Source organism: Promicromonospora sp. NPDC060204 (assembly GCF_042728455.1).
Classification (GTDB): Bacteria; Actinomycetota; Actinomycetes; order Actinomycetales; family Cellulomonadaceae; genus Promicromonospora.
On sequence record NZ_JBHWZO010000094.1, the window covers coordinates 1 to 21,673 of the forward strand.

20 protein-coding genes are annotated in these 21,673 nt (G+C 73.1%); 10 read left to right on the top strand and 10 right to left on the bottom strand.

The window, feature by feature from the left end; genetic code table 11:
* Positions 1-36: 36 nt before the first annotated feature.
* From ACFWEJ_RS13875 to ACFWEJ_RS13895, 5 genes are all read right to left on the bottom strand, one after another.
* Positions 37-774: a DUF4191 domain-containing protein gene (locus ACFWEJ_RS13875; protein WP_377229785.1), complete on the bottom strand. Its 738-nt coding sequence runs from the start codon at positions 772-774 to the stop codon at positions 37-39.
* Between the two features lie 42 nt (positions 775-816).
* Positions 817-1,818, bottom strand: a complete 1,002-nt coding sequence (lipA, locus tag ACFWEJ_RS13880; RefSeq protein WP_377229786.1) for a lipoyl synthase — start codon at positions 1,816-1,818, stop codon at positions 817-819.
* A gap of 91 nt (positions 1,819-1,909) precedes the next feature.
* Positions 1,910-2,602: a lipoyl(octanoyl) transferase LipB gene (gene lipB / locus ACFWEJ_RS13885; RefSeq protein WP_377229787.1), complete on the bottom strand. Its 693-nt coding sequence runs from the start codon at positions 2,600-2,602 to the stop codon at positions 1,910-1,912.
* A 35-nt stretch (positions 2,603-2,637) separates the two neighbouring features.
* Positions 2,638-3,642: a type IV toxin-antitoxin system AbiEi family antitoxin domain-containing protein gene (locus ACFWEJ_RS13890; protein ID WP_377229788.1), complete on the bottom strand. Its 1,005-nt coding sequence runs from the start codon at positions 3,640-3,642 to the stop codon at positions 2,638-2,640.
* A gap of 230 nt (positions 3,643-3,872) precedes the next feature.
* Positions 3,873-4,586 carry an HNH endonuclease family protein gene (locus ACFWEJ_RS13895; RefSeq protein ID WP_377229789.1) on the bottom strand — a complete coding sequence of 238 codons (714 nt, stop codon included), beginning with the start codon at positions 4,584-4,586 and terminating at the stop codon, positions 3,873-3,875.
* Between the two features lie 166 nt (positions 4,587-4,752).
* On the opposite strand from ACFWEJ_RS13895, the gene ACFWEJ_RS13900 reads away from it, so the two are divergent.
* The gene (locus tag ACFWEJ_RS13900) at positions 4,753-5,841 is read left to right on the top strand and encodes a Gfo/Idh/MocA family oxidoreductase (protein ID WP_377229790.1); all 1,089 of its coding nucleotides are present in this window, start codon (positions 4,753-4,755) and stop codon (positions 5,839-5,841) included.
* Between the two features lie 98 nt (positions 5,842-5,939).
* Positions 5,940-7,403, top strand: a complete 1,464-nt coding sequence (locus ACFWEJ_RS13905) for a hypothetical protein (protein ID WP_377229791.1) — start codon at positions 5,940-5,942, stop codon at positions 7,401-7,403.
* Positions 7,404-7,451: 48 nt separating this feature from the next.
* On the opposite strand, the gene ACFWEJ_RS13910 is transcribed toward ACFWEJ_RS13905, so the two are convergent.
* The 3 genes from ACFWEJ_RS13910 to lpdA form a co-directional block, all read right to left on the bottom strand.
* Positions 7,452-8,372 (bottom strand): TIGR01777 family oxidoreductase, encoded by a 921-nt coding sequence (locus ACFWEJ_RS13910; RefSeq protein WP_377229792.1) that lies wholly within the window; start codon positions 8,370-8,372, stop codon positions 7,452-7,454.
* Positions 8,373-8,551: 179 nt separating this feature from the next.
* Positions 8,552-10,348: a 2-oxoglutarate dehydrogenase, E2 component, dihydrolipoamide succinyltransferase gene (gene sucB, locus ACFWEJ_RS13915; RefSeq protein WP_377229793.1), complete on the bottom strand. Its 1,797-nt coding sequence runs from the start codon at positions 10,346-10,348 to the stop codon at positions 8,552-8,554.
* A gap of 29 nt (positions 10,349-10,377) precedes the next feature.
* Complete coding sequence (gene lpdA, locus ACFWEJ_RS13920; RefSeq protein WP_377229794.1) at positions 10,378-11,796, bottom strand: dihydrolipoyl dehydrogenase; 1,419 nt, start codon at positions 11,794-11,796, stop codon at positions 10,378-10,380.
* 255 nt (positions 11,797-12,051) lie between these two features.
* On the opposite strand from lpdA, the gene ACFWEJ_RS13925 reads away from it, so the two are divergent.
* Positions 12,052-12,402 carry an oxidoreductase gene (locus tag ACFWEJ_RS13925; protein WP_377229795.1) on the top strand — a complete coding sequence of 117 codons (351 nt, stop codon included), beginning with the start codon at positions 12,052-12,054 and terminating at the stop codon, positions 12,400-12,402.
* On the opposite strand, the gene ACFWEJ_RS13930 is transcribed toward ACFWEJ_RS13925, so the two are convergent.
* Positions 12,403-13,974 (bottom strand): leucyl aminopeptidase, encoded by a 1,572-nt coding sequence (locus tag ACFWEJ_RS13930; protein ID WP_377229796.1) that lies wholly within the window; start codon positions 13,972-13,974, stop codon positions 12,403-12,405.
* Between the two features lie 133 nt (positions 13,975-14,107).
* On the opposite strand from ACFWEJ_RS13930, the gene ACFWEJ_RS13935 reads away from it, so the two are divergent.
* The 4 genes from ACFWEJ_RS13935 to ACFWEJ_RS13950 are packed head-to-tail and all read left to right on the top strand — an operon-like array spanning position 14,108 to position 16,201.
* Entirely contained in the window at positions 14,108-14,467 is a 360-nt protein-coding gene (locus ACFWEJ_RS13935; RefSeq protein ID WP_377229797.1) for a hypothetical protein, read from the top strand.
* Positions 14,467-14,901 (top strand): hypothetical protein, encoded by a 435-nt coding sequence (locus ACFWEJ_RS13940; protein ID WP_377229798.1) that lies wholly within the window; start codon positions 14,467-14,469, stop codon positions 14,899-14,901. The genes ACFWEJ_RS13935 and ACFWEJ_RS13940 overlap by 1 nt, the downstream gene beginning before the upstream one ends.
* A complete protein-coding gene (locus ACFWEJ_RS13945; RefSeq protein WP_377229799.1) occupies positions 14,898-15,995 on the top strand; it encodes a quinone-dependent dihydroorotate dehydrogenase in 1,098 nt (365 codons plus the stop codon). The genes ACFWEJ_RS13940 and ACFWEJ_RS13945 overlap by 4 nt, the downstream gene beginning before the upstream one ends.
* Positions 15,992-16,201: a hypothetical protein gene (locus tag ACFWEJ_RS13950; protein WP_377229800.1), complete on the top strand. Its 210-nt coding sequence runs from the start codon at positions 15,992-15,994 to the stop codon at positions 16,199-16,201. The genes ACFWEJ_RS13945 and ACFWEJ_RS13950 overlap by 4 nt, the downstream gene beginning before the upstream one ends.
* Before the next feature lie 36 nt (positions 16,202-16,237).
* Here the strand turns inward: ACFWEJ_RS13950 and ACFWEJ_RS13955 are convergent, their stop codons facing one another.
* The gene (locus ACFWEJ_RS13955) at positions 16,238-17,725 is read right to left on the bottom strand and encodes a PLP-dependent aminotransferase family protein (protein WP_377229801.1); all 1,488 of its coding nucleotides are present in this window, start codon (positions 17,723-17,725) and stop codon (positions 16,238-16,240) included.
* Between the two features lie 62 nt (positions 17,726-17,787).
* On the opposite strand from ACFWEJ_RS13955, the gene ACFWEJ_RS13960 reads away from it, so the two are divergent.
* The 3 genes from ACFWEJ_RS13960 (at position 17,788) to ACFWEJ_RS13970 (ending at position 21,647) form a co-directional block, all read left to right on the top strand.
* Positions 17,788-18,534 carry a YitT family protein gene (locus ACFWEJ_RS13960; protein WP_377229802.1) on the top strand — a complete coding sequence of 249 codons (747 nt, stop codon included), beginning with the start codon at positions 17,788-17,790 and terminating at the stop codon, positions 18,532-18,534.
* Positions 18,535-18,627: 93 nt separating this feature from the next.
* Positions 18,628-20,532, top strand: coding sequence for a SigE family RNA polymerase sigma factor (locus tag ACFWEJ_RS13965; RefSeq protein WP_377229803.1), 1,905 nt, complete (start codon positions 18,628-18,630; stop codon positions 20,530-20,532).
* A gap of 101 nt (positions 20,533-20,633) precedes the next feature.
* Complete coding sequence (locus ACFWEJ_RS13970; RefSeq protein WP_377229804.1) at positions 20,634-21,647, top strand: aldo/keto reductase family protein; 1,014 nt, start codon at positions 20,634-20,636, stop codon at positions 21,645-21,647.
* The last annotated feature ends 26 nt before the right edge of the window (positions 21,648-21,673 follow it).

A 21,673-nucleotide genomic window follows, 5' to 3' on the forward strand; every position in this document is an offset into this window, starting at 1 on the left:
CCCGTACGGGAGGCGCCCCCTTCGAGGTCAGACCGGTCAGCGACCGCGCATGCCCTTGCGGTCGGGACGGGCCCGGGTCGGGTCGATGCCCTTGGGGATCGGCAGCTTCATGCCGCCGATGGCCTTGAGGCGCTTGCTGATCTCGGCCACCTCGGCCCGGGTCAGCGTCGACTTGAGCCGGGTGACGGCGCGCGCGACCTTGGTCAGCGGCACCTGGCCCTCGCCGTCGCCGCACTGGATCACGGTGACCGGCACGTTGGACAGGATGCGGCTGACCTTCTTGCGCTCCTGGTCCAGCAGCCGCGTCACGCGGTGCGACGGGCCCTCGGAGACCAGCACGACGCCGGCCCGGCCCACACCGCGGAACACGAAGTCCTGGTTGCGGGCGTCGACGGCGACGGGCTCGTCCTCGAACGTCCAGCCGCCGCGGACCGTGCCGAGCGCGGCGCGGGCCGCGCCCGGCTGACCGGCGATCTGCGTGTACGCGGCCTTCTCCGCGCTGCGCGACAGCACGAACATCGCCGCCAGCACGCCGAACGGCACGCCGATGACGAGCGCGTAGACCCACGGGCCCGCGAGCACACCGATGAGCAGCGCCACCGCCACCACACCGACGAACGCGGCGAGCATCCACCAGGTGACGAGCGGGTTCTGCTTGCGGGTCATCTGGTAGACGTCCCACAGCTGGTGATACCAGCGGCGCTTCTTGGGCTTCTTCTGCTTGGTGACGGACGCGTCGTCGCGCGCTTCGCCTCCGGACGAGGTTCGGGCCATGGTCATCGATTCTAGTGCGCTACGAGGGGTCGGCGTGCCGGGTCAGCGCGCCAGCAGGCTCGCCGCCTCCTGACGGGACGTGGTGGGCTGTGCGAGGTGCGAGAGCGCCTCGGGGATCGCGCGGCCGTGCTTGGTCATCGCCTGGCCCCACAGGCGGCCCGCGCGGTACGACGAACGCACCAGCGGCCCGGCCATGACGCCGAGGAAGCCGATCTGCTCCGCCGTCTCGGAGAGCTCCACGAACTCCTCCGGCCGCACCCAGCGGTCCACCGGGTGGTGGCGCAGCGACGGGCGCAGGTACTGCGTGATCGTGATGATGTCGCAACCGGCGTCGTGCAGGTCCTGCAGCGCCTGCTTGACCTCGTCGATCGTCTCGCCCATGCCGAGGATCAGGTTGGACTTGGTGACCAGGCCGGCGTCGCGGGCCCGGGTGATGACCGAGAGCGACCGCTCGTAGGTGAACGCCGGGCGGATTTGCTTGAAGATGCGCGGCACGGTCTCGACGTTGTGCGCGAGCACCTCGGGGCGGGACTCGTTGACGGCGTCGAGCAGCTCGGGGATGGCGTTGAAGTCCGGGATCAGCAGCTCGACGCCGGTGCCGGGGTTGAGCGCGTGGATCTGGCGGACGGTCTCCGCGTAGAGCCAGGCGCCGCCGTCGGCCAGGTCGTCGCGGGCGACGCCCGTGACGGTCGAGTACTTCAGGCCCATGGTCCGCACGGACTCCGCGACGCGGCGCGGCTCGTCCTTGTCGAAGTCGGCGGGCTTGCCCGTGTCGATCTGGCAGAAGTCGCAGCGGCGCGTGCACTGGTCACCGCCGATGAGGAAGGTGGCCTCGCGGTCCTCCCAGCACTCGAAGATGTTGGGACAGCCGGCCTCCTCGCAGACCGTGTGCAGGCCCTCGCCCTTCACGAGCGATTTCATGTCGCGGTACTCGGGTCCCATCACCGCCCGGGTCTTGATCCATTCGGGCTTCTTCTCGATGGGCGTGGCCGAGTTGCGCGCTTCGATGCGCAACATGCGTCGGCCTTCAGGTGCGATGGTCACGCAGATCCCTCCCAGGTCAGCGGGTTGGCCCAGCCTAAGCCTCGGGCGACCGCCGTCGCGCGGCCGTCGCGGGGGCGGCACGTGGCGTTCGTCACGCTGTCGCGGCGACGGCCTCGGACGGCGCGGAGTCCCGCGCGAGCAGCGGCGAGAGGCGCTCGATCAGGGCCGCCTCCAGCAGGGGCCGGACCTCGTCGACGGTGACCCGCCGGCCGGCCTCGGCGGTCAGCGAGGTGACGTCGGCGTCCTCCGCCGGGATGCCGCACGGCACGATGTGGTCGAACGCGGCCAGGTCGGCGTCGCAGTTCAGGGCCAGGCCGTGCATGGTCACGCCCTTGGCGACCCGCGCCCCGATGGCGCACACCTTGCGTTCGAGCCGGGGGCTCGCCACGTCGGGGGAGCCGGCGGCGACCCAGACGCCGGAGCGGCCCTCGACCCGCATGGTCTCCACGCCGAACGCGGCGCACACGTCCATCACCGCCTGCTCCAGCGTGCGGACGTACTCGACGACGTCGAACGGCTTGGCCAGCTTGATGATCGGGTAGGCCACGATCTGGCCCGGCCCGTGCCACGTGATCTTGCCGCCGCGGTCGACCTTGATGACCTCGGTGCCGTCGGTCGGGTACTCGTCGCGGTGCGTGCGCGCGCCCGCCGTGTACACGGACTCGTGCTCCAGGAAGAAGACGGTGTCGGCCAGGTCCTCCGCGCGGACGCCCTCGTGGGTGCGTCGCTGCAGGTCCCAGCCCTCGTGGTACTCGACGTGCCCGGTGAGGTGTCGGATGTCCATGGCCGCAAGCCTAGACCCGCCCCGTCGGGCGAGTTTCAGTCCAGGTGGACCGGAGACAGAGGGGGTCCAGGGGTCGGGGTGTGGCCGCCCAGGTCCTTCAGGTGGGCGGCGACGACCGCCCCGATGCCTCCCGGCTGGTCGTTGTCGGCCGGCTTGAAACGCAGCAGCACGATCCTCCCGGTCGTGAGCAGCCGGTTCTGCCGGGGTGCGTCCTTGACCAGCGCCTCCGGTGTGGAGTGCGGTCCGACGCCGTCCACCTCCACCACGAGCCACCGCCCGTCGCGCAGCCGCCAGCCGAGATCGCACCGGCCGAGGAACTTCCCGTTCTTGCGGAACTCCACCTGGACGCGGTCCGGGGGTACGCCGTGGTCGATGCACGAGAGGCGGGTACGGGTCTCGGCGGGGGACTCGTCGCCGCGGTTCGCGAGGCTGAGCCGGCGCACGGCCTCCACGGCTCCCCGCCGCCCGCGCAGCAGCCGTTCGACCTGGGCCAGCCCGGCCTCGGCCTCGCCGAGCAGGCCCTTGTTCAAGGCGCTGCTGACCACGGCGACGGCGTCGTCCCGCGACAGGCCGGGGAGGGACTGGGCCAGCGCGTGCTCGATCTTCGCGATGCGCCAGGCGCCGTAGGTCTGGGACGCGAAGCTCCCGTACTGCCGCACGATCACGCCGTCCCGCACCTGGTGCCGGATGCCCCGGGGGAACGAGACCTCGGGGTCGATGCGCCGGGGCAGCCCGGCGACGCCGTGCAGGGCGAGCGCGGCGCACCCGACAGCGGCCGTTCCGGGCCAGACGAGCAGGCCCTTCACCGCGGACCGGCGCCGGAGGTGGTCGAAGTAGTCGTCCCGGACCCGCGTGGCCGGCGGTGCGGGGTCGGTGTCGACGACCCGACCGCCCTCCCGGCGCCAGACGCCGTGATCGACGAGCCGGGCGATCCGCCGACGGTCGACGCCCGCGGCGTGGCACTGTCGCACGGAGAGAAGGCCCTCCTGGCGGGCGGCGAGAACCTCCAGCACCTGGGGGACCGCGGTGAGTGAACGCATGCGGGGATCAGATCACCGCCGAGCTCGCCGTCGACGGCCAGCGAGCCGAGCCTGTGCACAACCCCGCAGACCACCCCGCTGTGGTCGCGCCATCCCTCTGCTGCCGCAGCGACCAGGGTCTGCCGAGGCACGGTACTGAGTGGGATTCAGTAGGCCGGAGGCGACCGCATGCGGTCCGGTAGTGGTCGCCGATCGCCTGCTGAACCAAAGTCAGCAAGGACCAGCTTGGGTCAGGACGCCGGGAGGGTCTCCGCCGGGCAGCTCGTCAGGACGTCCTCCATGGCGTCGTGCTCGGCGGGCGTGACCCACAGCTCGTACTTGGTCTTGACGGCGATCTGCCGGGCCACGTACTCGCAGCGGTAGGCCTGGTTGTCCGGCAGCCACTCGGAGGCGTCCTTGGCGCCCTTGCCCATGTTGGCGGGGCCGTCCGAGGCGACGAGGTTGAGCGGATCGTTCGCGATGGAGACGCGTTTGTCCTTGTCCCAGTCGGCCGCGCCCGTGGTCCACGCGTTCATCAGCGCGACGACGTGGTCGATCTGCACGGCGCCGGAGTTCTCGCCGCGCTCGAACTCGATGGTCTCGCCCGTGTACGGGTCGTCGAGCGTGCCGGAGGCCACCTGGCACGAGTCGCCGTCGGTGAGCACGAAGTCGTCGAGGTCGCGCTGGAGCATGTCGTTGCGGGTGTCGCAGCCGTTGTCGTCGGCGTCCTGCCAGGCGCTGCCGAAGTCGGACTCGCGGTCGTAGCCGTCCTTGGTGGCGGCGTCCTGCACCGTCAGCGTGTCCAGCGCCGCGAGGGCCGAGCCCTGCGCGCCCTCGGCGGGGGCGACGTCGTCGCCCAGGGACTTCACGACGAAGTTGCCGGCGAGCACCAGCGCCGCGACGGCGATGAGCACGAGCTGCAGGGTCTTGCGGGTCTGGCTGGACTTCTTGGCTGTGGCGGACACGAGCCCCTCAATCTGTCGGCCGTTGGTCCGGACCGCAGATGGCCGGACAAAGTCTAAGAACGTGCGAAACGTACCTCTTGCCCCAGTCTGCCAGAGTTGTGTTACGGGGATTAAGCGGCTGACCAGTAATCTCGCGTCGCTGCGTCCCGCGGGGCACGATGGGGCCATGGCACTTCGGATCGGGATTGTCGGCTACGGCGGCGCGGGCAGGCAAATTCACGCTCGGCTGGCGCGAGCTGCGGGAATGTCGGTAACGGCGGTCGTCGCGCGCGACTCCGGACGGCGCGTCCAGGCGGCCGGTGACTGGCCCGGCGCGCGGCTCTTCAACGACCTGCCCTCGATGCTGGCGGAGCCAGGTCTCTACGACCTGGTCGTCATCGCCAGCCCCTCGTCCCTGCACGCCGAGCACGCGAACGCCGTCTCCGTGGCGGGCAAGCCCTTCGTGCTGGACAAGCCCATCGCGACCACGGCGGCCGAGGCCCGCCGGGTGGTGGCTGCGGCGTCGTCGTCGGGCACGCCGTTCACCGTGTTCCACAACCGGCGCTGGGACCCGGAGCAGCTCACGCTCAAGGCCCTCCTGGACCGGGGCGACCTCGGCAAGGTGCACACCTTCGAGCGGCACTGGGAGCGCTGGCGGCCCAAGCCCCAGCAGCGGTGGAAGGAGAACGACGTCGTGGGCGGCGGGCTGCTGCTCGACCTCGGCCCGCACCTCGTGGACTCCGCCACCCAGCTGTTCGGGCCCGTGGTCTCGGTGTACGCCGAGACCCGCTCGCTCTCGACGCCCACCGAGGACGACGTGTTCCTCGTGCTGCACCACGCCGCGCCGGGCACCCGGCCGGGTGTGGTCCCGGGGCGCGCCGCGGCCGCCGACGTCCTGTTCGGCGTGGAGCCGCCCGCCAAGGGCGTGGTCTCGCGGCTCTGGGCGGGCTCCCTGGTCGGGGCGCCCGGCCCGCGCACGCGCGTGCTGGGGGACGGCGGCGCGTACCTGGTCAACTCGTTCGAGGGCGACGCCTCGCCCTTCGACGTGCTCGACGACGACCAGCCCGAGGGCACCCACGGCTGGCTCACGCGCGGCCGCGAGCGGACCGCCGTGCCGCAGCCCCGCGGCGGGCACGGCGACTTCTACTCCGCGGTGGCCGAGTGGCTCGCCGGCGAGGCCGACGTACCCGTCGATCCTGCCGACGCCGTCCGGACCGCGGAGGTCCTGGACGCCGCACGGGTCTCGGCCAAGGAGGGGCGACTCGTCGACGTGTGATTCCCTGCGGGTACCCAGGAGTTCACCCACAGGGCGTCGAATTCGGCAAATCCTGTGGATAAAGAGCGGGCTCCGATTCACGGAGTTCTCATGATCGGGTGCACTACATCGAATCCGCGGAACTGGTCCGCGTAGCCGTCCCCTCCGAGGCCGCGGCACGGGAACTTCTGGTGCGCCGCCTGGACACCCTCGCGACACTGGACCACCCACATCTCGTGCCGCTCATCGCCATCTCGCCGAACGGCCCGGACAACCTCGACGTCCGGCTGTCGCGGACGGGTGCCGTCGACCTGCCGACCGCCGTCGGCTCGCGCGGCCCCCTGACCGCCGCCGAGGGCGCCGGGATCACCGTCGCCATCGCGCAGGCGCTCGCCGCGCTGCACAGCGTGGGCCTGGTCCACGGCGGCGTGCGGCCCACGGACGTGCTGCTGCGCAGCGACGGCAGCGCCGTGCTGCGCCCGCGCGTCACGCTGCCGGACCACAGCGACGACCCGGTCGACGTCACCTCGCTGGCCACGCTCGTCGAGTCGGTGCTGGGCTTCCCCGGCCCGAGCCTGGACTCCAAGGCCGACCAGGCGCTGCGGGCCGTCCTGGCCCGCGCCCGGGCGGAGGACCCGCGCGACCGGCCAGAGCCGGGCACGCTCGCGGCGCTCGCGAACGACGCCGTCCAGCCCGTGCCGGTGCGGCTCCCGGACGCCTCCGCCCTCGTCTCGGCCGCCATCAGCGGTCCCGTGCCCATCGCCGGTCACGTGCCGCTCGGCGCGCACACGCCGTCGGCGTGGCGCTCCGCCGCCAAGACGCTGACGGGGTCCATCGCCGCGGTCGACGCACGCTCCTGGGCGCCCGGCGCGCGGCGCCGGGCGACGATGCCCGTCTCGGGCCGGGCCGCCGGCGCGCGACCGGGCGCGCAGGCCGCCGAGCCGCGCTTCACCGCGGGCTCCGTGCTCGCGACGGTGATGATCGCCGCCGGCGTGGTCACGGGGATCACCGCGGGGGCCATCGCCCTGCCCGAGGCCTTCGGCGGCGAGGAGCCCGCCGTCGCGGCGCCCTCGCCCGAGGCCTCCGCCCCCGTCTGGGGCGGCATCAACCCGGTGAGCAACGCCAAGGACCCGGCGGGTGCCGCGGTCGAGCTCACCGAGCGCCGCCTCGCGCTGCTGGCCGGCGCGGTCTCCGACATCAGCACGGTCAACCTGGAGGGCTCGCCGGCCTACCTGGCCGACCAGCAGATCCTTGACGAGCTCAAGCAGAACCGGTCCCAGGTGGTCGGCGCGTCCGCCGAGGTGGAGTCCATCGAGGTCGTGACGCAGGGCCCTGGCGCCGCGTCGGCCGTGCAGAGCGCGACCACGGCGTCGCGCAAGACGGTCCAGACGTCGGACGGCGCCGAGAGCAAGTCGTCCGGCAAGAAGGTGCCGATCGAGGCGATCGTGCGGATCCAGTACACGATCACGGCGCACCGGCAGGTGTCCGCCGACGGCGAGACGGCAGTGCCCGCGTCGAAGGAGTCCGCCGACCTGACCCTGGTCTGGACGCCGCTCGGGTGGCGGGTCAGCGAGGTCCGCTGACCCGTCCCCGGCCTGGCCGGTCCGGCCCACCGCGCGTGCCGGACCGGCTCAGTGCCCGACGACCCAGCGCGCCGCCTCCTCGGGGGCGGCGTGCGTCCAGGTGAAGCCGGTGCGGCTCAGCACCGCGGGGACCACCCGCTGGGAGGCCACGAGGTCGCCGGCGAACTGCCCGAGCGCGATCCGCAGGGCGAACGTGGGCACCTTCAGGGCCGCCGGCCGGTAGAGGGCCTGGGCGAGCGCCCGGGTCAGGTCCCGGTTCGTGGTGGGCTCGGGCGCCACGGCGTTGACGGGGCCGCGCACGTCCGCGCCGATGACGTGGCGGATCGCCGCGACCTCGTCGGTGAGCGTGATCCAGCTCCACCACTGCCGGCCGCTGCCGAGCGGGCCGCCGACGCCGAGGCGCAGGAGCGGCAGCAGCCTGCCGAGCGCTCCGCCCGACGGCGCGAGCACGATGCCGCTGCGCAGCCAGACGACGCGGGCGCCGGCCTCTGCGGCGGGTGCCGTGGCGCTCTCCCAGGCCTTGACCAGGCCCGCGAGGAAGTCGTCCCCGCGTTCCGACGCCTCGGTCAGGACCTCGTCCCCGCGGTCCCCGTATGCCCCGACCGCCGACGCGTTGACCAGCACCGGCGGGTCGTCCAGGCGCGCGATCGTGCGGGCGAGCAGGCTCGTGGTCGTGGTGCGCGAGCCCAGGAGCTTCTGCTTGTAGGCCGGGGTCCAGCGGTGGTCGCCGATCCCGGCCCCGGCCAGGTTCACGACGGCGTCCGCGCCGTCCAGCGCGGCCGGGTCGAGCTCGCCGGTGCGCGGGTCCCACGGCACGTGCCGGACGTCGGACGGCCCGGCTGACTCGGCGACGCCGGACGACTCGCTCCCGCGCCGCACCAGCCGACGCACGCCGTGCCCCCGGGCGACGAGGTCCGCGACCAGCGCGGAGCCGATGAGGCCGTGCGACCCGGCCACGACTACGTCCATGCCGCGAATCTAGCCTGCCCGACGGCACCGCACCGACACGGCACCGGCGCGGCAGCGGTGGGGCATCAAGGCAGGGCACAGACGGCTGTGGCCGGTCCCGAACCCGGAACCGGCCACCACCCGCTGCTGCTGGGTCGACATCAGGTGCGTGAGCTACCCGGCCGACCCGTTGGTCCTCGTCAGAGACCGACCTCGGCCTCGAACGCGCCCTCCTCGATCCGGTTCTTGATCGCGGTGAGGAAGCGCGCGGCGTCCGCACCGTCGACCAGGCGGTGGTCGTAGGACAGGAAGATGTAGGCCATCGAGCGCACCGCGATGCTCTCGTTGCCCTCGGCGTCGGTCACCACGACCGGGCGCTTCGTGATGGTGCCGGTGCCCAGGATCGCGGCGTGGCCCAGCGGGACGATCGGGGTGTCGATGAGCGACCCGCCCGAGCCCGTGTTGGTGATGTTGAACGTCCCGCCCGAGAGCTCGTCCGGCGTCACCTTGTTGGCCCGGGTGCGCGCACCCAGGTCCTGGATCTGCCGGGCGATGCCCGCCAGGTTCAGGTCGCCCGCGTTCTTGATGACCGGGACCACGAGTCCACGCTCGGTGTCGACGGCGATGCCGACGTTCTCCGAGCCGTGGTAGGTGATCTCGCCCTTCTCGGTGTCGATCGTGGCGTTGATCTTCGGGTACGCCTTGAGCGCCTCGACGGAGGCCAGCGTGAAGAACGGCAGGAAGGTCAGCTTGGCGCCCTCGCGCGCGGCGAACGACTCCTTGGCCTTGGCCCGGAGCTTCGCGACGCGGGTGACGTCGACCTCCAGGACCGTGGTCAGCTGGGCCTGCGACTGGACCGCCTCGAGCATGCGCTCGGCGACGATCTTGCGCAGACGCGACATCTTCTCCGTGGTGCCGCGCAGCGGCGACACCTCGAGCTTGGTCGCGGCCGGCGCCTTGGCGGCGGGCGCGGCAGCGGCGGCGGGCGCCGGGGCGGCCTTGGCCTCGGCGGCGGCGAGCACGTCCTCCTTGCGGATGCGGCCACCGACGCCAGTGCCCTTCACCTCGGCGACGTCGACGCCCTTCTCCGCGGCGAGCTTGCGCACGAGCGGGGTCAGGTACGAGCCGATGGTGCGACCACCGGCTGCGGCCGGAGCAGCGGCGGCGGGCGCCGGAGCAGCAGGCGCGGGGGCGGCAGCCGGAGCAGCCGCAGCCGGAGCCGCCGGCGCGGGGGCCGGGGCCGGAGCGGGCGCCGGAGCAGCAGGGGCCGGAGCCGGGGCGGCAGGAGCAGCGGCCGGAGCGGCAGCAGCGGCCGGGGCCGGGGCAGCGGCGGCCGGAGCAGCAGCCGGAGCGGCGGCGCCGGAACCGACGCGGGCCAGGATGGCGCCGACCTCGACGGTCTCGTCCTCCTTGACCAGGATCTCCTGGAGCGTCCCCGCGACGGGCGACGGGATCTCGGTGTCGACCTTGTCGGTCGAGACCTCGAGCAGCGGCTCGTCGACGGCGACGTCGTCACCGACCTCCTTGAGCCAGCGTGTCACGGTGCCCTCGGTGACCGACTCGCCCAGCGCGGGCAGCGGCACGTCGGTGCCGCCACCGGCCGGAGCCGGAGCGGGAGCCTCGGCCGGAGCCTCGGCGGGGGCGGGCGCGGGTGCCTCGGCGGGAGCGGCCTCGGCCGGCTCAGGCGTCGCCTCGGGCGCGGGGGCGTCCGCTGCGGCGGGCTCGGCGGCGGGCGCCGCCGGGGCGGCACCGGAACCGGAGCCGTCGCCGATGACGGCGAGGGTGGCGCCGACCTCCACGGTGTCGTCCTCCTGGACGAGGATCTGCTCGAGCACGCCGGCGATCGGCGACGGGATCTCGGTGTCGACCTTGTCGGTCGACACCTCGAGCAGCGGCTCGTCGACGGCGACCTCGTCGCCGACAGCCTTGAGCCAGCGGGTGACAGTGCCCTCGGTGACGGATTCGCCGAGGGCCGGCAGCTGCACGTTCTCAGACATGACCTGTGGGGTCTCCTTTGTCGTTATGGTCAGTTGTGGGCGTGCAGAGGCTTGCCGGCCAGTGCCATGTGTGCCTCTCCGAGTGCCTCGTTCTGGGTGGGATGTGCGTGGACGAGCGAGGCGACGTCCTCAGGGAACGCCTCCCAGCCGACGATGAGCTGGCCCTCGCCGATCAGCTCGCCCACACGCGAGCCGATCAGGTGCATACCGACCACGGGTCCGTCCTTGCGGCGCACCAGCTTGGCGAAGCCCTGGGTACCCAGGATCTTGCTCTTGCCGTTGCCCGCCAGGTTGTACTCGATGGTCTCCACCCCGTCCGGGCCGTACAGCTCGGCGGCCCGCGCCTCGGTGACGCCGACCGACGCCACCTCCGGCTCGCAGTAGGTGACCCGCGGGATCGTCGCCTCGTCGATCGGTGCGGGCGAGCGGCCCGCGATCTGCTCGGCCACGAAGATGCCCTGCGCGAACCCGCGGTGGGCAAGCTGCAGGCCCGGCACGATGTCGCCGACGGCCCAGACCTGCCCGCCGGCCGGCGTGGTGACGCCGGTGCGGAGCAGCTCGTCGGTCAGTACGAACCCGCGGTCGACGCGCACACCGGCGGCCTCGTAGCCGAGGTCGGCGGTCCGCGCCCCGCGCCCGACGGCGACGAGCAGCAGCTCGGCGTCGAACGTGGTGCCCGACTCCAGCTCGACCTGGACGCCGTCGTCGGACTGCTTGGCCTGGGCGAAGCGCTCGCCCAGGGAGAACTTGATGCCACGCTTGCGGAACGCGCGCTCCAGCGCCTTCGAGAGAGCGACGTCCTCGTTGGGGACGAGGTGGGGCAGCGCCTCGACGATCTGCACGTCGGCGCCGAAGGACTTCCAGACGCTGGCGAACTCCACGCCGATCACGCCGCCGCCGAGCACGACCACGGACTTCGGCACGGTGTCGAGCGTGAGCGCCTGGTCGGAGGTGAGGACGCGGCCGCCGAGCTCCAGGCCGGGCAGCGTCTTCGCGTACGAGCCGGTCGCGAGCACCACGTGGGTGCCGGTGACGCTGCTCGTCGCGCCGTCCGCGGCGGTGACCTCGACGACGCCGGGGGAGGCGAGCGTGCCGTGCCCCTCGACGACGGTGATCTTCCGCGAGGCGATCAGCCCCTGCAGGCCCTTGTACAGGCCGGCGACCACGGAGTCCTTGTAGGCGAGCACGCCGGGCATGTCGATGCCGTCCAGCGAGGTGCGCACACCGAACTGCGCGCCGTGTGCGGCGGCGTCGGCCACCTCGGCGGCGTGGAGCAGGGCCTTGGTGGGGACGCAGCCCACGTGCAGGCAGGTCCCGCCGAGCTTGCCCTCCTCCACGAGGGCCACGCTCAGGCCAAGCTGTGCCGAGCGGAGCGCGGTGGCGTAGCCGCCGCTTCCCCCGCCGAGCACGACGACGTCGAACGTGGTCGAGCTGTCCTGCGTAGGCACGTGCTGGCTCCTCGTTGACTCTGCGGAGGTGACCGCGTTGGCTGCGTCGGCTGCGTGGGTTGTCGCCGCATGCCATCTTGACACTTCAGCGGGCGTGGCCCCAATCGTGTACCGGGCTTGTCGGGTGTGACCGTGGCGACATTGACGCTCCGGGCGGCCCTGTGACAGGACGGCCCGCGAGCAGAAGGTGCGAGTTTCCTGCGATGTGCGTGGAGATGCCTAGGACAGCACAGGTCTCGCTAGTACCCTCGGTGCATGCCTCGCCAGTCCCGTAGCTCGCTCGCGCGCTTCTTCCAGCGACGCTCCGCACCCGGTAGCGCCGCGCGTCCCACCGGTAACGACGCGCGCCGCCAGACCCTGGCGCACCTCGGTGAGTTCATCGCTTCGCGCGTCGGGGTCGAGGCCTACGTGGAGCCCCCGACCACCGACATCCCCAGCACCATCCTGCTCGTGGCGAGCACCGGTGAGTGGACGCGCCGCCGGGTGCCCGACGAGCGCACCGCGTTCGACATCGCGAACCAGCTCGGGGTGCCGGTGTACAACGTGCGGTTCACCGGCTACCCCCAGCGGATGCGCGACTGGAACAGCGCCCAGCGCAGGAAGTAGCTACTTCGCGGCGGCCCGGCCCTCGACGAAGCCCAGGAGGGTGCGGACGCCGACGCCGGTGCCGCCCCCGGACGTGTAGCCGTGCGCGCCGCCCTCGTTGAAGGCAGGCCCGGCGATGTCCAGGTGCGCCCACGGGTGGTCGCCCACGAAGGTCTGCAGGAACAGGCCGGCGTTGAGCATGCCGCCCCAGCGCGGGCCGGAGTTGGCGACGTCGGCCACCTTGGACTTGATGTTGGCCTTGAGCTCCTCCGGGAGCGGCATCGGCCAGAACAGCTCGCCCGAGGCGTCGGCGGCGGCCTTGACCTCGTCGCGCACCTCGTCGGTGCCCATGACGGCGGACGTGCGGCTGCCGAGCGCGACCATCTGGGCGCCGGTGAGCGTCGCGATGTCGAGCACGACGTCGTGGCCGTCCTCGATGGCCGAGACGAGGCCGTCGGCCATGACGATGCGGCCCTCGGCGTCGGTGTTGAGCACCTCGACGGTCTTGCCGCCGTAGATCGTGATGACGTCGGCGGGGCGCTGCGCGTTGCCGCCCGGCATGTTCTCGGCGAGGCAGAGGTAGCCGGTCACGGCGACCGGGAGGTTCAGCTTCGCGGCGGCGATCACCGTGGACAGCACGGCGGCGGCGCCGGCCATGTCGGACTTCATGGCCTCCATGCCGGCGGCCGGCTTGATCGAGATGCCGCCCGAGTCGAACGTGATGCCCTTGCCCACGAGCGCGACCTTCGCGTCCGGCTTGGCCGGCGTGTAGGCGACCTTGACCAGGCGCGGGCCGCGCGACGAGCCCTGCCCCACGGCCGTGAGGCCGCCGTAGCCGCCCGACGCGAGCTGCTTGTCGTCCAGCACCGTCACCCGGACGTGCTTCACGTCCTTGGCCGCGGCCTTCGCCGCGTCGGCGAACGTGGCCGGGTACAGCTCGTTGGGCGCGGTGTTGACCAGGTCGCGGGTGGCGTGGACCGCGGCGGCGAGGATCTCGGCGCGCTCGGCAGCCAGCTTGGCCTTCGCGTTCTTGTGCAGCGGGGTGAGGATCTCGATCGCGGCGACCGGGTCCTTGCCGTTCTTCGCGGCGTCCTTGCCGGTGGCCTTGGCGTCCTTGGTGCCGTTTCCGGTGGACTTGGCGGCGTCCTTCGCGGAGGCCTTGCCGGCCGTGCGGTACCGGTTGAAGGCGTAGGCCCCCAGCAGCGCGCCCTCGGTGACGGCGGTGATCTCGGCGTCGTCGGACGCCGGCAGGGCGATCGCGGCGGACTTGAGGCCCGCCAGCTCGCGGGTCGCGGCGCCCGCCGCGCGGCGCAGCGTCTCGGCGGCGAACGTGCCGTCCTCGGCGCGCTCACCCAGGCCCGTCAGGACGAGGACGTCGGCGGCGAGCTTGTCGCCGGCCGGGATCTTGCGCACCTCGTCGCGGGCGCCCGTGACACCGAGCTGCGGGGCGAGCGTCTCGAGCTGCGTCAGGAGGTCCGTGGGGAGCTGGTCGGACACGACGGCTACGCCGTCCGACGTCTGGGCGGTCGCCACCACGAGCGCTTCGGCCTTCACGGCGGTGGGATTCTTGCTGGAGAGGGTCACGTCGGTCACGCAGCCGATGGTATCCCGGGCCTCCGACAGCCGGGCCGGGCCCCGTCGGACAGCCGGGCCGGGCCTCATCGAGGCGCAGGTCACGCACGATCCGATTGCCGCCCCACAGGGAGCGCCCGGTAGTCTGCAGGACGTGATCCCTGCCCTCCTGCTCCTCGTGGTCGCGCTCTGCGTGGTCCTGGCCGGGTGGGCCGGCTGGTTCGTCGCCCGCGACCGCGCGGTCATCCTGAACCAGCTCTGGGGCGGTGCCGTCATCGAGTTCCTGCTGCTCGTGCAGGGCGTCGTCGCGATCGTGCAGGGTGCGGGCGGGGGCGGTGCGAGCGACCCGGTGCTGTTCTGGGGCTACTTCGCCACGACCCTGGTGATCCTGCCCGTGGCCGCCGCGTGGGCCTTCGCCGAACGCACGAAGTGGAGCTCGGTGGTGCTGCTCGTGGCCTCGCTGACGGTGGCCTTCCTGGAGTGGCGCATGTGGCAGATCTGGACGGGGGCCTGATGACGATGGCGGAACGGAAAGCCGCACGACGGACCGGGCGGGGCTTCGGCCGCGTCCTGGTGACCATCTACGGGATCCTGGCGTTCGCCGCCATCGGCCGCTCGTCCTACGAGCTCGTCGTGAAGTTCGGCGAGGCGCCCGTGGCCTACACGCTCTCCACGCTCGCCGCGGCGGTGTACGTGGTCGCGACGTTCGCGCTCGCGATCGGCACCCCCGCCTGGCGCGTGACCGCGTGGATCACCGTCGGTATCGAGGCGGTCGGCGTGGTCACGATCGGGGCGCTCTCGCTCGCCGACCCGGACGTGTTCGGCGAGTCGACCGTCTGGTCCGGATTCGGCCAGGGCTACGGTTACGTGCCCCTGGTCCTGCCCTTCGTGGGCCTGTGGTGGCTGTGGCGGACGTCGCGCAGCACGTCCGAGGAGAGGACTGCATGAGCTGGCCGTACTCGTTGTTGTTCAACGGTGTCTTCCGCCGGATGGACCCGGAGCGTGCGCACGAGATCGCGTTCTCGCTGATCGAGCGCGCCGGGAAGGTGCCGGTCCTGCGGGACGTCGCGCAGGGCGCGCTCGCCCCGTACCTGGGCCAGCGCGCCGGGGGACCGGGCAGCGTGCGCCTCTTCGGCCGCGTGGTGCCCGCGCCGTTCGGCCTGGCGGGCGGGTTCGACAAGAACGCTCGCGCCGTCCGGGGCCTGACGATGCTCGGCTTCGGGTTCGTCGAGATCGGCACCGTGACCGCCCGCCCGCAGCCCGGCAACGAGAAGCCGCGCATGTGGCGCGAGCTCGACGTGCGGGGCGTGCGCAACCGGATGGGCTTCAACAACGAGGGCGCGGCTGCCGCCGCCGACCGGCTGCGCGCGCTGCGCCGCACCGCCGCGGGCCGGGCGATCGTCGTCGGCGCCAACATCGGCAAGTCCAAGGTGACGCCGCCCGAGTTCGCCGCCGCCGACTACGCGACGTCGGCCCGGCTGCTGGCCCCCTGGGCCGACTACCTCGTGGTCAACGTGTCGTCCCCGAACACGCCGGGCCTGCGCGACCTGCAGGCGACCGAGTCGCTGCGGCCCATCCTGGAGGCGGTCCGCGCCGCCGCCGACGAGGCCACTACCGGCACGGCCGCGGGCAAGGGCACGGGCCGTAGGATCCCGCTCCTGGTGAAGATCGCCCCCGACCTCGCGAACGAGGACGTCGACGCCGTCGCCGACCTCGTGCTGGAGCTGGGGCTGGACGGCGTGGTCGCCGTCAACACGACCATCGGCCACGACCGCGGCCCGGGCGGGCTGTCCGGCCCGCCGCTGCTCGGCCGCGGCATCGAGGTGGTCGCGCGCCTGCGCGAGCGGCTCGGCACGGGCCCCGTCATCATCGGCGTGGGTGGGATCACCCGGGCCGACGACGTCCGCGCGTACCTGCGCGCCGGCGCCGACCTGACCCAGGGGTACACGTCGTTCGTCTACGAGGGGCCGTTGTGGGCGTCGGAGATCAACCGCGCCCTGACCAGGTCGGCCGGCTCGACGGCTAGTGGGAGGTACGAGTGATCCGTCCGCAGTGGGAGTGGGCCCTGGACGACGCCGAGGGGCGTCGCCTGACCGAGCCCGTCACGCCCGTCTTCACGGCGCAGTACGACGCCGAGCAGTGGCTCGGTGAGCACTGGCGCGAGCTGGCCGCGGCCGGCGCCGTGCTGGCGAGCCTGCTGCACGACGGCACGCAGGCCGCGCCGGGCGTGGAGCTGCGGGTCCCCTAGGCGTTGTCAGTACCCGGGGTCACCGCCACCCCCGGGTCACCGCCGCGACCTGCCGGACGGCACCACCCGGCTCCAGGCCCGGGCGAGCCGCGGCACGGCGTCGGCCAGCTCGGCGGGGGACCGCGTGAAGGTGAGCCGCACGCGGGACGCGGAGCCGGTGCTCTCGGGGCTGAAGATCGGCCCGGCCGCGACGAGCGCGCCCTCCGCGGCGGCCGCGGCCGCGAACGCCTGCGCGACCGGCCGCCCCAGGTCGACCCAGCAGAACAGCCCGCCCTGCGGCGTCGGCACGTCCCAGGAGGGGAACGCCTCTCGGAGCCGGTGGACCAGGAGGTCGCGCCGCTCGCGCAGCATCCGGCGCCGGCCCGCCATGACCTCCTCGTGGCGCCCGAGCAGCTCCACCACGGCGAGCTGTTCCAGCACGGCCGTCGCGATGTCCGCCGACTGCCGCGCCCGCGCGAGGTGCGAGATCACCTGCGGGTGCGCCCGGACCCAGCCGACGCGCAGCCCGCCCCAGAAGGCCTTCGACGCCGACCCCACCGTGACCACGTGCGGCGACGTCCCGTCCCCGGCGAACGCGGGCGGCATCTCGATGTCCGACAGGTTGAGCTCGACGAGGGTCTCGTCACCCACGACCGTGACGCCGTACCGGTCGGCGATCTCCCGGACCGCCGCGCGCTCGCCCGCGGACATCACGAACGCCGTCGGGTTCTGGAAGTCCGGCACGAGGTACACCAGCCGCGGCTGGGCGCGGCGCACCGTGGAGGCCAGCAGGTCGACGTCGAGCGGACCCGTGGGCACGCCGACCACCCGGCCTCCGGCGTCGCGCATCGACTCCATGGCGTGGAAGTAGGTGGGCGACTCCACGACCGCCCGGTCGCCCGGGTGCAGGTGGGTGTTCGCCAGCAGCGCGATCGCCTGCTGGGCGCCGGTGGTCACCAGGATCTCGTCGGCGGTGGTCGGCACGCCGCGCTCGCGGTAGCGGGCGGCGACGGCCTCGCGCAGCGGCGTCAGGCCGTGCGGCTCGTACCCGCCCGAGTCGAGGTACGCGGGCAGGCGCTCCAGGGCCCGCGCGAAGGCCTCGTGCAGCTCCGGCGGCGCGGGCGGGGTCGCCTGCCACAGGTCCAGGTGCCCGACGCCGTGCGGCACGCCCCCGGGCGTCACGGCCCGCAGGGCGTCGTCGGCCACCGGGGCGTCGCCGCCCGCCGGCCTGCCGGGGGCAGGATCGGCGCTGCGCTGCGGCAGCGTGGCGACCGTTCCCGAACCGACGCGGCTGACCGCGAAGCCCAGCTCGCGCAGCCGCGCGTACGCGCCCGACGTCGTGGTGCGCGACACCTTGAGCGTCGCCGCGAGCTCACGTTCGCTGGGCAGGCGGGTGTTCGGGGCGAGCGTCCCGGACAGGACGGCGGCGCGCAGGGCGTCGGCGAGGGCCACGTAGGCGGGCCCGCCCGCGTGCCACGAGCCGAGCAGGCGGGCGGTCGTGGCGGGGGAGAGCTGGCGCAGCACGGTCGGGGTCGCAGCGGACATAGGGGCCACTCTTGCGCGATTGGCCCTGGATGACAAGGCCAATGGGGTCGCACCATGGGCACATGACGACGACCACCGGCCGCCCGGCCGAGCCTGCCCCCGAGATCGCGGCCGTGCCCGCGCTGCCCGAGTCCCTGCCCGAGTCCCTGCCCGCGTCCGCTGCGACCGGCACCGCGATCGCTGCTTCGACGCCGGGCGCCCCCGCGCTGATGCACCCGGTGCGCCGCGGCGTCCAGCTCCTGCTCGGGCTCGTGGGCTTCGGCGTCGCGACCGCGATGATGCTCCACTCGGGCCAGGGCGCCATGCCGTGGGCCGTGCTGGACCAGGGCATCGTGGACCGGACCGGGCTGGCGTACGGCTGGGTCGTGCTCGGGGTCGGGCTGCTGGTGATGCTCGCGTGGATCCCGCTGCGCCAGAAGCCGGGGATCGGCACGATCGCCAACATCATCGTGATCAGCCTCGTCATCGACCCCTCGCTGTGGGTGCTCGAACGGCTGCTGCCCGAGCCGGCGCTCGCGACCGGGATCGCGCTGGCGCTGGGCGGCACGGTGCTGCTCGGGGTGAGCACCGCGGCCTACGTCGGGGCCCGGCTGGGGCCGGGGCCACGCGACGGCCTGATGACCGGCATCGTGCAGCGCACGGGCTGGCCCGTCTGGATGGTGAAGACCGTCATCGAGGTCACGGTGGTCGTGGTCGGGGTGCTGCTGGGCGGCACGTTCGGGTGGGCCACCGTGGTGTTCGCCTTCGGGGTGGGCCCGGTGGTCCAGGTCGCCGCGCGCTGGCTGGCGCCGCGCGGTCTCGTGGGGTGAGTCTCGCGCCGCGCGGCCTCGTGGGGTGATCCCGCGGCCCGGCCTCGCCGTCGGCCGGTAAACCTGCGAGCCTCGGTGACCGTGGTGGGGGACATGAGCACCGACACGGAAGAGACCGGGCAGGCAGGGACCGGGCACCCGGATGCCGAGCGCGCCACGGTCCGCGTGGCCCGGGCCCGCGACGACGACTTCGTCGCGTTCGTCGAGACGGCCGGGCCCTACCTGTACCGCACCGCGTACCTCCTGTCCGGTGACACCCACCGGGCCGAGGACCTGGTGCAGACGGCGTTCGAGCGCACCTACCGCGTCTGGGACCGGGTGCGGGACCGCGAGCCGCGTGCCTATGCCCGGCGCGTCCTGGTGAACCTGCGCATCGACACGTGGCGGCACACCCGGCGCGAGATAGTGCCGGGCGACGACCACCTCCCGGTGGGCACCACCCCGGACCGGGCCGGCGAGGTCGAGCTCCGGGACGCCCTCGTCCGTGCCCTCGCGCGGCTCGCGCCCCAGCAGCGGCGCGTCGTCGTGCTTCGGCACCTCCTGGACCTCTCGGAGGCGGACGTCGCCGCCGAGCTCGGCCGGAGCGTCGGCACGGTCAAGGCGACCAACGCCCGCGCGCTGGAGCGGCTGCGCGGCTTCGTCGCCGAGGCCGACCTGGACGTGGTCGACGCGCCCGCCCTCGACGCCGCCGCCGTGCTGCGCGGGAGCAAGGCGGCGCTGCGCCGTCGCCGGGCCGCGCAGGGCGCGACGTCGGGCGTCGTCGCGCTCCTGCTGGTGTGGTTCCTGGCGGGGCCGGTGCGCGTGCCGGGCCTGGGCGAGGTCGCCCTGCCGGGCAGCGAGTGGTTCCGGGAGCTGACCGGCATCGAGCGGCTGCTGGAGCGGCGCGAGGACGCGGCCCCCGGCCCGGGCCTGACCACCGCGCCGGCGGGCACCGCCGAGGTGGAGCCGCTGCTCGAGACCTTCGCCGTCGCCTATGACGGGACCGCCACGGCGACGCTCGGCGAGGACGGCTCGTACTTCATGGTGAAGCAGTTCGAGGAGTCCGGGGACCCCGACCTGCCCGAGGGCACGGGCTCGTCGGTGATCGAGTTCGTGGAGATCCAGGAGGACGGCATCGCGCACGCCGGCGAGTACGAGGCCTCGACCGCGCTCTACGGCCAAAGCACCGTGGTCACCGCAGCGGTACGCCAGGGTGACCGGCTCGCGTGGGTCCAGTCGCCCGTCAGCGACGGCGCCTCAGGTGTGTGGGCGATCCGCGTGCGGGAGCCGGGCTCGGGCGCAGTGACCGTGACGGAGCACAGCGTCTCGGATCACGCGGCGGACGGCGCGGAGCTCGGTGACCCGCGGCTCGGGCTCACCGCCGGGCGGGTCGGCTGGCTGACCGAGACCCCCGGACCGGACGGAGAGCTCGTGCGCACCGTCTCGGCGACGGCGCTGGACGGCGAAGGCAGCGGGCAGGTCGTCGCGACGGGTGTCCGCACGTTCGCGACGAACGACGACGAGCTGGTGGTCACGACCGTCGAGCGGGTCGCCGACGGCACGATGCGGTACGCCATCACCGCCCACCGGGACGACGGGCGCACCGAGACCCTGCGGCCCGCCACCTCGGTGCCGCCCGGCACCGGTGCCTACTGGGGGCGCGAGCTCGCGGTGTCCGACCAGCTCGTGGCCTGGAACGACGGCGCGACGATCCACGTCCTGGACCGGGCGACAGGCCGGGAGCGGGTCCTCGAACCGGAGACCGCCGAGGAGATCGTGACCTCGCTGGACGTGTCGGCGGGCGACGTGGTGTGGAGCACCGACGGGAACCAGGGCACCACCGTGTACCTGGTTGCCGACGCGGTCGGCGACGGGCAGCCCCAGGTGGTGGACCGGTTCGAGGCTGTCCGCAACGACTACACGGTCTCGGCGGCGGTCGCGGGTGACCTCATCGCCTGGCACGTGGAGAGCGCGGGCGACGGGACTGCTTCGCTGTACCGGGCCAGGTTCACGCCCTGAGCGTCCGATGTCGGGCCTCGGTCAGCGCCGACCACAGACGTGGCCATTCCAGTGCGTGAAAGTGGGTCAAAGCGATTCGATCGCTGTCATAGGCTGATGCCATGGTCAACTACCGGTACCTCGGCAACAGTGGTCTCAAGATCTCGGAGATCACGTACGGCAACTGGCTCACCCACGCCTCGCAGGTGGAGAACGACGTCGCGACGGCGTGCGTCCGCGCGGCCCTCGACGCCGGCATCACCACCTTCGACACCGCGGACGCGTACGCCAACACGGCCGCGGAGCAGGTGCTCGGCGACGCGCTGCAGGGCGAGCGGCGCGAGTCCCTCGAGATCTTCACCAAGGTGTACTGGCCCACCGGGCCCAAGGGTCCCAACGACACGGGTCTGTCCCGCAAGCACATCCTGGAGTCGATCAACGGCTCCCTGACGCGCCTCGGCACCGACTACGTCGACCTCTACCAGGCGCACCGCTTCGACGTGGAGACGCCGCTGGAGGAGACGATGCAGGCGTTCGCCGACGTCGTCCGCCAGGGCAAGGCCCTCTACATCGGCGTCTCCGAGTGGACCGCCGACCAGATCCGCGCCGGTGCCGCGCTCGCCAAGGAGCTCGGCTTCCAGCTCATCTCCTCGCAGCCCCAGTACTCGATGCTGTGGCGCGTCATCGAGGACGAGGTCGTGCCCGCCTCGAAGGAGGTCGGTGTCTCGCAGATCGTGTGGTCGCCGATGGCGCAGGGCGTGCTCTCCGGCAAGTACCTGCCGGGCCAGGCGGCCCCGGCCGGCTCGCGGGCCACGGACCAGAAGGGCGGCGCGCAGACGATCAGCCGCTTCATGAGCGACGAGACCCTGACGGCCGTGCAGAACCTCAAGCCGGTCGCCGACGAGCTGGGCCTGTCCATGGCGCAGCTCGCCGTGGCCTGGGTGCTGCAGAACGACAACGTGGCCGCCGCACTGGTGGGCGCGTCCCGCCCCGAGCAGGTCGCGGAGAACGTCAAGGCGTCGGGCGTGACCATCCCGGCCGAGCTGCTCAAGCAGATCGACGAGGCCCTGGACGGCGTCGTCGAGCGCGACCCGGCCAAGACCCTCGAGGGCATGCCGAAGAAGCGCCCGGCCTGACCGTCGGCTCCCGGAGCCGAAAAGAC

What these genes read in the sequence shown, in the direction of transcription:
- ACFWEJ_RS13875 (WP_377229785.1), bottom strand. Translation starts at nt 774, where the DNA reads ATGGCCCGAACCTCGTCCGGAGGCGAAGCGCGCGACGACGCGTCCGTC.
- ACFWEJ_RS13940 (WP_377229798.1), top strand. Translation starts at nt 14,467, where the DNA reads ATGACGATGGCGGAACGGAAAGCCGCACGACGGACCGGGCGGGGCTTC.
- ACFWEJ_RS13925 (WP_377229795.1), top strand. Translation starts at nt 12,052, where the DNA reads ATGCCTCGCCAGTCCCGTAGCTCGCTCGCGCGCTTCTTCCAGCGACGC.
- ACFWEJ_RS13945 (WP_377229799.1), top strand. Translation starts at nt 14,898, where the DNA reads ATGAGCTGGCCGTACTCGTTGTTGTTCAACGGTGTCTTCCGCCGGATG.
- ACFWEJ_RS13965 (WP_377229803.1), top strand. Translation starts at nt 18,628, where the DNA reads ATGAGCACCGACACGGAAGAGACCGGGCAGGCAGGGACCGGGCACCCG.
- ACFWEJ_RS13890 (WP_377229788.1), bottom strand. Translation starts at nt 3,642, where the DNA reads ATGCGTTCACTCACCGCGGTCCCCCAGGTGCTGGAGGTTCTCGCCGCC.
- sucB (WP_377229793.1), bottom strand. Translation starts at nt 10,348, where the DNA reads ATGTCTGAGAACGTGCAGCTGCCGGCCCTCGGCGAATCCGTCACCGAG.
- ACFWEJ_RS13910 (WP_377229792.1), bottom strand. Translation starts at nt 8,372, where the DNA reads ATGGACGTAGTCGTGGCCGGGTCGCACGGCCTCATCGGCTCCGCGCTG.
- ACFWEJ_RS13955 (WP_377229801.1), bottom strand. Translation starts at nt 17,725, where the DNA reads ATGTCCGCTGCGACCCCGACCGTGCTGCGCCAGCTCTCCCCCGCCACG.
- ACFWEJ_RS13960 (WP_377229802.1), top strand. Translation starts at nt 17,788, where the DNA reads ATGACGACGACCACCGGCCGCCCGGCCGAGCCTGCCCCCGAGATCGCG.
- ACFWEJ_RS13900 (WP_377229790.1), top strand. Translation starts at nt 4,753, where the DNA reads ATGGCACTTCGGATCGGGATTGTCGGCTACGGCGGCGCGGGCAGGCAA.
- lipB (WP_377229787.1), bottom strand. Translation starts at nt 2,602, where the DNA reads ATGGACATCCGACACCTCACCGGGCACGTCGAGTACCACGAGGGCTGG.
- ACFWEJ_RS13970 (WP_377229804.1), top strand. Translation starts at nt 20,634, where the DNA reads ATGGTCAACTACCGGTACCTCGGCAACAGTGGTCTCAAGATCTCGGAG.